Raw genomic sequence first — 10804 nt, 5'->3', positions numbered from 1 at the left:
GCGGTATGCGATCGACGGGCGGGGCTATGTGCTTCTGGCTGATTCGACCGGGCATTTTCGGCGAGAGTCGGCAGAAGATTTCAAGGGCGAAACGCTCGGCGTGACGGGCACAGTGGATGGCGAGCGAGTGGCGGTGTGGACGGGGCAGGCGGGTAACGACAAGGCCATTGGAGGAAGCAAATGAAGCGGGTCATTGGGGCGGTGTGCGGGGCACTGTTGTCGTGGTCCGTGTTTGCGGCGGAGTCGGTGCCGCCGATTCCTACGCTGCCCTTGGCGTCGGGTGTCGGGGTGCCGGGGCTAGTGTCGGAGCCGATGGCGGCTGTTCCGCTAAAGCCGTTGCCGCGAATGAAGGGCGGGGCATTCGATCTGCGATTTGTCAACGTGGGCCAGCTGGTCGATTTGTTGTATGGCGATGCCATGCACGTGCCGCATGTGATCAGCTCGGATGTTCTGCAGGACACGCGGCTGGTGTCGTTCCAGTACGACGGAAAATCGGGTGACCTGCATTCGTTTGTGAAAGTGTTCCTCGATTCGCAAGGGTTCCGGGTCGAAACGCGTGATGGCGTGGACTTTGTGTGGAAGAAGCCTGCTGGAGACGTCAAACAGCCTGAGCATCAGACATTCGTGTATCACCCGCGTTATCGCACAGCAGACTATCTTGCCCAAGTGGTGCAGCCGCTGTTTTCGGGGCGTATGACGGCGTCGTCGGTGCCGGCTACGGGATTGGTGCCGACGGACATGGTTGAGGCCGCTGCGGGCGCCTCTGCGACGTCGGCTGCTACCCCAGCGCCGTTGTCGCCACGTTCGGGCGTGTCGGCGGCTGACGACCTTGTATTTAGCGGGAGCCCGTCTGAAATCGAAGACGTGAAACGGCTGTTACCTGAGCTGGACCGAGCCGCTGGCGAGGTTGTGGTCCGAGGATGGGTATATGAGGTCAACACCTCGAACGATCAGAATTCCGCCTTTTCTATTGCGGCCAAGGTGCTTAACGGGATTGGTGGTCAGGTGTCGGCGTCGAATGGTCCGACAGATCAGGATGCGACGGCGCTGCGGTTCTCGAGCAATTACTTGAACTTCGCAATCTCGGCGTTGAACGCTGACACGCGTTTCAAGCAGGTCAGCGATCCGCATGCGCGAGTGCTGTCAGGGACCAGCGTCCGGCTGAATGTCGGGTCGCAGGTGCCGACGCTGGGAAGCATCAGCTATCAGGGCGTCAGCGGGACGCCGATCCAGTCCGTGCAGTATCAGGATGCCGGGCTGATTTTCGATGTGCAGCCGACCGTGATGGCCGATGCGATACAGGTGCAGTTGCAAGAGCAGATGTCTAGCTTTGTTACGACCACGACGGGCGTGAACAACTCACCCACGAAAAATACACGGCAGATGCAGACGACCGTAAGTGTGAAAGACGGTGAGGTGATCGTGCTGGGCGGCTTGCAGCAGGACACCGACAGCGCAACGAGAAACAGCCTCGGGTGGTTGCCGAAGTTCCTTGACGGCCATAGTTCGTCGCGGGGGCGCACCGAAGTTCTGCTGGTACTCCAGGTCGAGCGAGTTAGGCCGCCAAAGTCGTAGGCGGTTGCGCTGGGGTCAAGGCTCGCGCGAGCGACCCGAAGGGCTTGGCCTTGACGCCAGCTACACCGACTTACGCTCGAGCATGGGTTGAGTCGACCGCAGGGCGGCGCAACCCATGCCGAACCGATACGCGATGCAGGGATCCCGGTGATCCGATGTCAGTAAAGCGGCTTCGTTGCGGCGCGCGCCGGGTAGGTCGAAGCGAAGCTCGAACAGCCCGGCGCGCGAAGCGCGCCTAGATTTATATCAGGGACACTTAACGGAATATGTAGTTTCCACCTCGGCCACGGCCATAACGGTTAGACCGCAGAAAAGAAAAAGCCCCGACCGTTGGAGCGGTTCGAGGCTTTGAACAACAGCATTACAAGGACAGTTGCAATGCACGATGAGAGTATAGGCAATTTTTCGGCTTTTCGCCGCGAGTGGGTGGTTCGCGGACGGAACTTTGGCGACGGGCAGGTAGAGGTTACGGCCACACGATTTGATCGCTATATGGGGGCTCAACGCTTAAGTACCTTGCCTCGGGCCAAGCGCGGTGAGTCAGAAAACACGGAACAGAACCAAATGGATGCGGCCAAGCGTGCGAAAAAGCAGGTTCGGCTGCGCTGTAAGGCCATTGGGGCGGATCGGATGATCACGCTGACGTATCGAGAAAATATGACCGACAAGGGGAGGCTCAAGAAGGATTTTGACGCTATGCGGCGTCGCCTTGGGCGGTTGTTGGACTTTCAGTACGTTGCCGTCGCAGAGCGTCAGAAGCGGGGCGCTTGGCACCTCCATGTGGCCGTGAGAGGTCGTCAGAACTATCGGGTTCTCCGGGCGATCTGGCGAAGCGTGGTTGGGGAGGACAACGGAAATATTGACGTGCGCAATCCATTTCGAGAAAGGGGGCTGCGCCATAAGCTGGCGTCGTATCTGTGCAAATACATGACGAAGGATTTTGCAGAACACGCCGTCAATGAGAAGCGGTATTGGACGAGTAGGGGGATTGTTGTTCCCGAAGACCATGCAATTGCCCACCTGTTGGCCGACAACCCGGTCGAGGCAATCAAGCTGGTTTTCGATTCGGCGCTGCGAGTCGGATCAACGTTGGACCGTTGTCAGGCTTACTGGAATCAGGAATTAGGGTGTTTTTGGTTATCTACTCGGGAAAATTGAGATCGTCGCCATGTTTCTTTCAACACAAGAATTAGTACAACTTACTGGCAGAAAGGTGAAGGCGAAACAAATCGTTGCGCTGCGCTCAATGGGCGTACCGTTTTTTGTTAACGCCTTGGGACAGCCGGTGGTAACGAGAGCGGCGGTTGAGGGGCGTGCGCCAGTTACGAACGAACGCGCTGGTCGGGCTTCGTGGCAACCGCGCGTGGTGGCGGGTTGATATGGGACGTCGACCATGGAAAAACTTAAGTTTGCCCCCGGGTATGCGCGCAAGAAAACAGCGCAGCGGTGCTGTGTACTACTACCTTGATGTCGGGGGCACACCACGTCGAGAGGTTCCGTTGGGTGCCGATTTCGTCGAGGCCGTGAGGAAGTGGGCAGAATTAGAGGCACGGGGAAGGGATCGGCACATAGAGCTTGTTACGTTTCGATATGCAGCAGAGCGCTATGTACGCGAAGTGGTGCCGACAAAATCCCGGCGTACTCAGCGTGACAATTTGCTTGAGATGGAGAACCTGTTCAAATTTTTTGACGATCCGCCGGCGCAGCTTTCCGAGATCAAACCAGTGCATATAAAGCAGTATTTAACATGGCGTGGCGAGTTGGCCCGGCAATGGTACGTTGATCGAAATCGGCCTGTGCCGGTTCGGCCTGGTCATGTTCGCGCTAACCGCGAGATTGCCTTGTTTTCGCATATCTTTAATTTCGCGCGGGAGCATGGAATCACAGATGCTATGAATCCGTGCGTAGGTGTGCGGCGTAACAAGGAAGCTGGTCGAACCGTATACGTTGAGGATGATGTGTTCAGACGAGTTTGGAGCGCGGCCGACGAGCCGACGCGTGACGCTATGGATCTGGCATATCTGACGGGGCAGCGACCTGCGGATACGTTGAGATTTGCAGAGAGCGATATACGAGGCGGGGAACTTTGGATCGAGCAGGGGAAGCGCGGGAAGAAGTTGCGCATAACAGTCTCGGGGGAGCTGGCGCTCGTAGTCGAGCGAATTCGTGAACGCAAGCTGCGTTGCAATTCAAAGTGTGACGCCCTTGTCGTTAACGAGGCAGGCGACCGTCTGATGCGCGATGCACTTCGTTTTCGATTTGACCGTGCACGTTTAGCAGCGCGCGTGGACAAGGATTTGTTTCAGTTTCGTGATCTTCGGGCGAAGGCCGGAACGGATAAAACTGAGTCATCGGGCGACATTCGTGCTGCGCAGCGGCAGCTCGGTCATCGTTCTCTGACGATGACCGAGCATTACGTTCGGGAGCGCAAAGGCGATAAGGTTGAGCCGACTCGTTGAATCAGTCGGGTAGGCAGTGTTCGTATTTTTCGGGTAACAGGCTGTACGCTCCCCAGTCATCGACTTTGCATGCAAGGATGCCGTCGTTTTCGCGATAAAGCTCACCGTAAAACAGCAATACTCGCCCTTCTGAGGTTTTGGTGATGTGTTTTCTGTCGTTGTGGGTCGGCCACGCGTACATCTTGACCTGTACACCCTCATCAGACACGAGGGTGAACTTGTCCCGAAAGCTGAGGTGGGACAACGTCCGTATCCGGCCAAAAAAGAGATGTGATTGCGTCGGTGGCTCGTCGTTCACCAATGCAATATCGAACAGCTTGTCGATTAGGCGCACGGGATATTGGCTATCGGGGAAGAAGAAAGCGCGATTAAGATTCTTGTCGAAATTTCGACAGATAGCCAAGACCGTCGACAGCTTGCTGGGTAAAAGGAAGCGCTCGCCCGTATGTCTACCGAGAGGCACTTCTGTTGGCGGGCCGTCAGGGTCGATTATCTGTGTCTGATCGAACACTGCGTCCGCGTCGGTTTCGTCGATTGCTTGATCGGGCGGCATATTCTGCCAGCCGCTAATGATCGCCAGGTCGGAGTTTTGAAGGGCTTGCCGCAGTTCCTCTTCAGAGGAGTAGTTCAGTCCGGCGCCGCGTGATGTTCGCAGTGCGCATGGTACGAGCCTATGTGCTGGTTTGTGACGGAAGTGGGCTGTCCGGCTGTTTGTGAAGATGTCTGCATTTTTAGGCGCACGACTGAGCGGCGTCGTGCACTCGGGACAAAATATTTTGTTTTCCATCTCGGACCTGTACTCGGATGGTTCGATGCGCTCGCCGTCGGCTTTCAGCCGCTCCGCCGCGTCTTTGCCGTACGTCCAGTCTTTGAGGTACCGAGCGTACGGAATACGATGACTGCCTTCTTGCACAACTGCCTCCCACCGGTTTGAGATGTTGTCCGGGATTACGACGCGAAGACACCTTGAACTGATCCATGCTGCACTGCGGAAAACGGGGCAGCATTGATGAGCGGCTAAGGATGCGAGGTTTCGGTCTCCATCCGCGTCCTGTAGCACAGAGGTGTCTGGAAAAGCTTGCGTCGGCAGCTATATGATCGTACACTTTACACAAAGTGTAAACGTGTAATTTCGATCCACGCGCATCAGACATAGTATGGAAATCGAATACAGGAGCGCGGACCTCGAGCGTTTGGCGTGCGATGGCGGATTCACGGCCGGTTACTCGGTCGCGGTTATCACCAAATTTAGGATGCGCATCCAGGCAATTGGCGCCGCAGATGACGAGCGAACCTTCTATGCGCTCAAGTCACTACATTTCGAAAAACTGAAAGGCGATCGTGCTGGGCAGTACTCGATGAGGCTGAATGATCAGTGGCGTTTGATCTTGGAGTTCAAGAAGCGACCGTCGGGGAAGATCGTCGTTGTGATCGGAATTGAAGACTACCATTAGGTTTAATTGCTGAGGCTATCATGTCGAAGAACGTTGCTGAGGTGTTTCCGCCCGGCGAATTCTTGAGGGAAGAATTGGAGGCCCGGGGATGGTCCCAAGTCGAGCTTGCTGAGATCATGGGGCGTCCCTCCCGTGTTGTTAGCGAGGTTATGGCGGGAAAGCGGGCTATTACGCCGGAGACAGCTGTGGCGCTTGGGGAGGCGCTTGGTACGGGTGCCGAGTTCTGGATGAATTTAGAGAGCCAATATCAGCTGTCCAAGGTCAAAAGCGAGCCGAACACAATATCTAGACGCGCCAAGCTCTATAACCTATTCCCAGTACGAGAGATGATTAAGCGGGGGTGGGTGGAGGCGTCAAATAGCCTAGACCTCCTTGAAACGCAGTTTTTGAACTATTTCGGTACGGCGTCCTTAGACGAGAGACCTGCCTTTCCCCATGCTGCTCGTAAAACGTCGTATGAAGACGTTTCGATTCAGCAAGTCGCCTGGTTGATCCGTGCCGGGAAGATTGCTCGCGCGGTTTCGGCTGAGAAATTCACGCAATCAAAACTCTCGGGCGTGATGCAAGAGTTGCGAGAGTGCTTGGAGTTTGTCGACAGCGTACGAAATGTTCCGGTTTTGCTTGCCCGAGCGGGTATCCGCTTGGTCGTCGTGGAGGCATTGCCGGGCTCCAAGATCGATGGTGCTTGCTTTTGGTTGGCAAAAGACGCGCCTGTTATTGCGCTGTCGCTGCGATTCGACCGAGTTGATAATTTCTGGCACACGTTGCTGCATGAGCTCGATCATATCGCTCATGGCGAGGGCCAATCTGCGCCCATTGTCGAGATAGACATGCTGTCCAATGATGAAGTTGAGCTTCCAGTAATCGAGAAGCGGGCTAACGATGCAGCGGCTGAATTTTCAATCCCAAAGAATGAGTTAGATGGGTTCATCGCGAGAGTACACCCGCTGTTCACGGATCAAAAAATCCTCGGGTTCGCGAAGAGACTGAGGGTGCATCCCGGGATTGTTGTGGGCCAGTTGCAGAATCGTCGGCTGGTGCCTTGGCAGTTTCACCGTAAATATTTGGAAAAGGTCCGGGAGTACATAGTTGGACCTGCGTTAACAGATGGTTTCGGCAGTGTCTTACCTGCCGACCTTTGAAGAGGGGGAGTCCAAGATGGCAACCTATAGCGAACACATGCAGGAGCTTGTCCGTGAGTATCAGGCGGCAGGCAAGAAGTGGCCGGCGTCGACGCGTGACATAGCGCAGTGGGCGGTGGACCAAGGGAAATGGAAGCCCCAGCCCTCCGCGGTCGTGAGTCAATGTGCTGACCATCTTGCGCGTGCGATGCGCGATGAGCACGTGACTGATCCGCAGGGACGACGGGTTCGCACCAAGCATGCGGCGACGTATGGACAAGGCTCGGAGCAATTCGTGCTTTGGGACGACATTCGTACCGCATCGCATGAACACATGAAGCTGGCATTGCAGCAACGACGAGTTCAAATTTTGGGCGATTGCAAGCAGTTGAAGGCGGACGGAGACAGCTATAACGAAAACCGGAAGCCGACCGAGCCCATCCAAATCGTTTTTGACTTCACGCTTGACTTGGAAGAACTTGAGTTGGCGAAGCGCGCTGCGTGACGTTCGCGTCGACATGACAAGATGGGTTCGGACCGGCCGGCGCGGCTTGTCCGAATCCTGCCGTTCGCGATGGGGGCCGTATGGGCTTCGATTTCTCTGTGAGATTGACTGATCTCGCTATAGTGTTTGCGACGTTTTTTGGTCCGGTTTTCGCCGTCCGCGCGCAACGTAAGGTCGACGATCTAAAAGCGAAGCGTGGGTTGCAGGAGCGTGCTTTTCATATCCTGATGGCGAACCGCGCAACGTCGCTGTCGCCTGTGCGAGTGGAGGCGCTGAACAGCATCCCGATCGCGTTTTACGGTGACAAAGGCCCGCTGAAGAAGATCAACGAAGCGTGGCGCGAACTGCTGCATCATTTCGACTCGGCGTCGTCGGACGAGTGGAAAGACCGTGCGAAGGAATGGGAATCTCGGCGCTTAGAGTTGGACATTGCGTTGCTCCGACTGGTCGGCGAGCATCTTGGGTTCGAGTTCCCTGCGTTGGATGTGAAGACGCAGCACTATTTTCCAGTGAGTCTGGGCGATCGGGTTAGTGATGAGGAGGCGATCCGCCGGGGTATGGCGCGGGTTCTGTCGGGAAAGATGCCGTTGCCTGTGGCCCCAATCGTGCCGGACTCAGTGTTTGATGACCAAAACATAATCCGCGAGGCCGTTAAAAAGGTGTTGGCGGGTGAGCAGGCGGTTTCTGTCAAGCTCGACTCAGCGGGTGTCGATGCCAAGTCTACAGCCGGTGCGGGATGAGTTTGCGGAGCAAAGCACTTTTTGCGAAGCAAAGAAAAAGGGTTAGCCGAAGCTAACCCTTTGAATTCTTTGGTGGGGCGTGAGTGACTCGAACACTCGACCTACGGATTAAGAGTCCGCTGCTCTACCAACTGAGCTAACGCCCCAACAGAAGCGAAATTATGCAGCATGTTTTCCGCCTTGCCAAGCCCCCTTTCGCAGATTTCTTAAAAAAGCGCTAGATCACGCTCGAGTCGTTCCTCAACGAAAGCCGGGCCTCGAAAAAGACGTTACGGGCGGCGTCCCGGTATCATGTCGCGGACACTTGCCGCTCATGTTCCGCGCGGCTTTCGACGGAAACGGCCATGGACGAAAAAGAGACTACCGAACTGCTCGAGCGCGTCCTCGCGCCATGGGTCCGTGAACTTGCGCTGACTCCGGTCAAGGCGGACGCAGAAAGCGCGACGCTGCGTCTGCCGTTTGCAGGCGCCCTGCGCCATTCGGGCGGCGTGATCTGCGGTCAGGTGTTCATGGCCGTCGCCGACACGGCGATGATCGTCGCCATTTCGGCCGCGCTCGGCGGCTTCAAGCCGATGACCACGGTGTCGCTGAACATCAGCTTCATGCGCGCGGTGCGCAAAGGCGATGTGCTGGTCACGGCGCGCGTGCTTCGCCTTGGTCGCAATCTCGTATTTGGCGAAGTGGAACTGTTCGACGAGACCGGCAACATGGCCGTCCACGCGACTACGACTTACGCGTTGCTCGAATAAGCTCGCCGCCTCCGGGCACAAGACAAGCCACCAAGGACAAAACAGGATGTTCGATCAGGTCGTATTCGCCGGCGGCGGCAATCGCTGCTGGTGGCAGGCGGGTTTCTGGGACGTGGTGCAGCCGGAGTTGCGCATTCGTCCCCGCGTGATCACCGGCATATCGGCGGGCGCGGCAACCGCGTGCATGCTCTACACGCGCGATTCCGCATGGGTCATGCGCTATTACGAAGACGCGCTGCGTCACAACTCGCGCAACGCGTATTGGGGCAATCTGCTGCGCGGCCAGTCGGTGTTTCCGCACTACCGCATCTATCGCCAGGCGCTGCTCGACATCTACGGCGAGAGGTTTTCCGCGCTTGCCGAGGCGCCCGAAATCCGCATTGGCGTGTCGCATCTGCCGCGCTGGCTCGGTGCGCGCAGCGCGGTGGCCGCGGGGCTCATCGCGTACAACATCGAAAAATACGTGCGCAAGACGTTGCACCCCACGCTCGGCCAAACGCTCGGCTTTCATCCGGAATTCGTGCGCGCACAGGATTGTGCGACCGTTGAGGATCTCGCCGATCTGATCCTGCAATCGTCGAGCACGCCGCCTTTCACACCGGTCCTGCGGCGCAATGGGCGGCCGGTGCTCGACGGCGGCATGGTCGACAACGTCCCGGTCGGCGCGCTGGACGCCGACGCGCCCGGCAACGTGCTCGTCATGGTCACGCGTCTTTATCCGCGGCCGCAGATGTTCGTCGTGCCGCACGGCGTGCAGCAACGACTTTATGTACAGCCGTCGCGCAAAGTGCCGATCTCGAGCTGGGACTACACGAGCCCCTCGCAGATGGTGCATGCCTACAACCTGGGCCGCGTGGATGGCGAGACCTTCCTCGAACGCATGCCCGATCTGCTGGAATTCGCCGCCTGAAGTTCGACGCCCGGCACGCGGATGTTTCACATTCAGCGGCGGCGTCCGCCCTGCAATGCTTCGGGGTTCGCCACGCTCGCAGTGTCGCCGGCGTCGAAAGCGAGAATATTTTTGAACGCGGCGCTGAAGTACAGCTCATAGCTCTCGCGTTCCACATAGCCGATGTGCGGCGTGCAGATCACGTTCTCCATGCGCAGCAGGCTGTAGCCTTGCAGAATCGGCTCGCTTTCATACACGTCGATGGCGACCATGCCCGGGCGATTGTGCGACAGCGCGTTGACCAGCGCGTTTTCGTCGAGCAACTCGGCGCGGCTCGTATTCACGAGCAATGCGGTCGGCTTCATGCGCATCAGATCTTCCTGCTTGACGATGCCGCGCGTGTCGTCATGCAGACGAAGATGCAGCGACAGCACGTCGCTCTGCTCGAACAACGCTTCGCGGCTTTCCGCCACGCCGTAGCCGTCTTCGCGAGCGGCTTCGCGCGAATGCTCGCGCCCCCAGATCAGCACGTTCATGCCAAAGGCTTTGCCGTAGCCGGCCACGAGCCGCCCGATCTTGCCATAGCCCCACACACCGAGCGTCTGGCCGCGCAATACCTGGCCGAGACCGAAGTTGGGCGGCAACGCGGACGTCTTGAGCCCCGACTGCTGCCAGGCTCCCTGCTTAAGGTTCGCTACGTATTGCGGAATGCGCCGCTGCGCCGCCATGATGAGAGCCCACGTGAGCTCGGCCGGCGCGATGGGCGAACCGCTGCCTTCCAGCACGGCGATGCCGCGTTCGGTACAGGCAGCCAGATCGATATGGTTGGACACTTTGCCGGTCTGACTGATCATGCGCAAACGCGGCAGTTTATCGAGGAGTTGCGAGCTGATACGAGTGCGTTCCCGAATCAGAACGAGTGCGTCGACTTCCGAAAGACGGCTTGCCAGCTGACCGAGTCCCCGGACGGTGTTGTTGAAAACTTTGACTTCGTGGTCGGCGAGCAGTTGAAAGCAGTCGAGTTTGCGTACGGCGTCCTGATAGTCGTCGAGGATGGCAATCTTCATGGTATGTATCTTGCGCCGCACCATGACGGTGCGGAACGGAGTGTTATGCTGACTGTCCCATCATGTGACCCAGGTCACATGCCGGTCTGGCTGAATGCCTTACCGTAGAAACTGCCGCGTAGAACGACAGCGCTACGGCACGGCCGATTGACATCGTTTTTAACAGTTTGTTGCGTGTTGAGGCAAGCCGCTTTACAGACGGTTGCAGACGCCCGTCCCGTGGGCCTTGACCGGACAAACTGTGT

At 57.5% G+C, this 10804-nt stretch carries 12 protein-coding genes, 1 tRNA gene and 1 pseudogene; 11 read left to right on the top strand and 3 right to left on the bottom strand.

Annotated features, from left to right (window positions below; all coding sequences use genetic code 11):
• The 5 genes and pseudogenes from JNB89_RS20960 to JNB89_RS20940 form a co-directional block, all read left to right on the top strand.
• Positions 1 to 184 (top strand): annotated as a pseudogene (locus tag JNB89_RS20960) (zonular occludens toxin domain-containing protein); the annotation flags it as partial.
• Positions 181 to 1575 carry a type II secretion system protein GspD gene (locus JNB89_RS20955; RefSeq protein ID WP_220363473.1) on the top strand — a complete coding sequence of 465 codons (1395 nt, stop codon included), beginning with the start codon at positions 181 to 183 and terminating at the stop codon, positions 1573 to 1575. The pseudogene JNB89_RS20960 and the gene JNB89_RS20955, both read left to right, overlap by 4 nt.
• A gap of 378 nt (positions 1576 to 1953) precedes the next feature.
• Positions 1954 to 2733, top strand: a complete 780-nt coding sequence (locus JNB89_RS20950; RefSeq protein WP_220363472.1) for a rolling circle replication-associated protein — start codon at positions 1954 to 1956, stop codon at positions 2731 to 2733.
• 10 nt (positions 2734 to 2743) lie between these two features.
• Positions 2744 to 2953, top strand: coding sequence for a DUF4224 domain-containing protein (locus JNB89_RS20945; RefSeq protein ID WP_220363471.1), 210 nt, complete (start codon positions 2744 to 2746; stop codon positions 2951 to 2953).
• A 73-nt stretch (positions 2954 to 3026) separates the two neighbouring features.
• Positions 3027 to 4034 carry a tyrosine-type recombinase/integrase gene (locus tag JNB89_RS20940; protein WP_346656217.1) on the top strand — a complete coding sequence of 336 codons (1008 nt, stop codon included), beginning with the start codon at positions 3027 to 3029 and terminating at the stop codon, positions 4032 to 4034.
• Position 4035: 1 nt separating this feature from the next.
• Here the strand turns inward: JNB89_RS20940 and JNB89_RS20935 are convergent, their stop codons facing one another.
• On the bottom strand, positions 4036 to 4947 hold the full coding sequence (locus JNB89_RS20935; RefSeq protein WP_220363469.1) for a hypothetical protein: 912 nt from the start codon (positions 4945 to 4947) through the stop codon (positions 4036 to 4038).
• A gap of 244 nt (positions 4948 to 5191) precedes the next feature.
• Between JNB89_RS20935 and JNB89_RS20930 the strand changes: the two genes are divergently transcribed.
• From JNB89_RS20930 to JNB89_RS20915, 4 genes are all read left to right on the top strand, one after another.
• Complete coding sequence (locus tag JNB89_RS20930; RefSeq protein ID WP_220363468.1) at positions 5192 to 5488, top strand: type II toxin-antitoxin system RelE/ParE family toxin; 297 nt, start codon at positions 5192 to 5194, stop codon at positions 5486 to 5488.
• A gap of 20 nt (positions 5489 to 5508) precedes the next feature.
• Positions 5509 to 6630 carry a HigA family addiction module antitoxin gene (locus tag JNB89_RS20925; protein ID WP_220363467.1) on the top strand — a complete coding sequence of 374 codons (1122 nt, stop codon included), beginning with the start codon at positions 5509 to 5511 and terminating at the stop codon, positions 6628 to 6630.
• A gap of 16 nt (positions 6631 to 6646) precedes the next feature.
• Positions 6647 to 7114 carry a hypothetical protein gene (locus JNB89_RS20920; RefSeq protein ID WP_220363466.1) on the top strand — a complete coding sequence of 156 codons (468 nt, stop codon included), beginning with the start codon at positions 6647 to 6649 and terminating at the stop codon, positions 7112 to 7114.
• An 80-nt stretch (positions 7115 to 7194) separates the two neighbouring features.
• On the top strand, positions 7195 to 7854 hold the full coding sequence (locus JNB89_RS20915) for a DUF6680 family protein (protein ID WP_220363465.1): 660 nt from the start codon (positions 7195 to 7197) through the stop codon (positions 7852 to 7854).
• Positions 7855 to 7924: 70 nt separating this feature from the next.
• On the opposite strand, the gene JNB89_RS20910 is transcribed toward JNB89_RS20915, so the two are convergent.
• Positions 7925 to 8000 (bottom strand) — tRNA-Lys (locus JNB89_RS20910).
• Between the two features lie 198 nt (positions 8001 to 8198).
• On the opposite strand from JNB89_RS20910, the gene JNB89_RS20905 reads away from it, so the two are divergent.
• Together JNB89_RS20905 and JNB89_RS20900 are read left to right on the top strand one after the other, a co-directional pair.
• Positions 8199 to 8603, top strand: a complete 405-nt coding sequence (locus JNB89_RS20905) for a PaaI family thioesterase (RefSeq protein WP_135892478.1) — start codon at positions 8199 to 8201, stop codon at positions 8601 to 8603.
• Between the two features lie 46 nt (positions 8604 to 8649).
• Entirely contained in the window at positions 8650 to 9513 is an 864-nt protein-coding gene (locus JNB89_RS20900) for a patatin-like phospholipase family protein (RefSeq protein WP_135892477.1), read from the top strand.
• 32 nt (positions 9514 to 9545) lie between these two features.
• Here JNB89_RS20900 and JNB89_RS20895 read toward each other — a convergent pair whose 3' ends face one another.
• A complete protein-coding gene (locus tag JNB89_RS20895) occupies positions 9546 to 10559 on the bottom strand; it encodes a D-2-hydroxyacid dehydrogenase family protein (protein WP_135892476.1) in 1014 nt (337 codons plus the stop codon).
• Positions 10560 to 10804: the final 245 nt, after the last annotated feature.

This window comes from Paraburkholderia phenoliruptrix (genome assembly GCF_019511605.1).
Taxonomy (GTDB): Bacteria; Pseudomonadota; Gammaproteobacteria; order Burkholderiales; family Burkholderiaceae; genus Paraburkholderia; species Paraburkholderia phenoliruptrix_A.
This window is presented reverse-complemented; position numbering and strand designations above follow the sequence as displayed.

Excerpts from the sequence above, each read along its gene's own strand:
- JNB89_RS20955 (WP_220363473.1), top strand. The coding sequence starts at position 181 with ATGAAGCGGGTCATTGGGGCGGTGTGCGGGGCACTGTTGTCGTGGTCC.
- JNB89_RS20950 (WP_220363472.1), top strand. The coding sequence starts at position 1,954 with ATGCACGATGAGAGTATAGGCAATTTTTCGGCTTTTCGCCGCGAGTGG.
- JNB89_RS20945 (WP_220363471.1), top strand. The coding sequence starts at position 2,744 with ATGTTTCTTTCAACACAAGAATTAGTACAACTTACTGGCAGAAAGGTG.
- JNB89_RS20930 (WP_220363468.1), top strand. The coding sequence starts at position 5,192 with ATGGAAATCGAATACAGGAGCGCGGACCTCGAGCGTTTGGCGTGCGAT.
- JNB89_RS20925 (WP_220363467.1), top strand. The coding sequence starts at position 5,509 with ATGTCGAAGAACGTTGCTGAGGTGTTTCCGCCCGGCGAATTCTTGAGG.
- JNB89_RS20920 (WP_220363466.1), top strand. The coding sequence starts at position 6,647 with ATGGCAACCTATAGCGAACACATGCAGGAGCTTGTCCGTGAGTATCAG.
- JNB89_RS20915 (WP_220363465.1), top strand. The coding sequence starts at position 7,195 with ATGGGCTTCGATTTCTCTGTGAGATTGACTGATCTCGCTATAGTGTTT.
- JNB89_RS20905 (WP_135892478.1), top strand. The coding sequence starts at position 8,199 with ATGGACGAAAAAGAGACTACCGAACTGCTCGAGCGCGTCCTCGCGCCA.
- JNB89_RS20900 (WP_135892477.1), top strand. The coding sequence starts at position 8,650 with ATGTTCGATCAGGTCGTATTCGCCGGCGGCGGCAATCGCTGCTGGTGG.
- JNB89_RS20895 (WP_135892476.1), bottom strand. The coding sequence starts at position 10,559 with ATGAAGATTGCCATCCTCGACGACTATCAGGACGCCGTACGCAAACTC.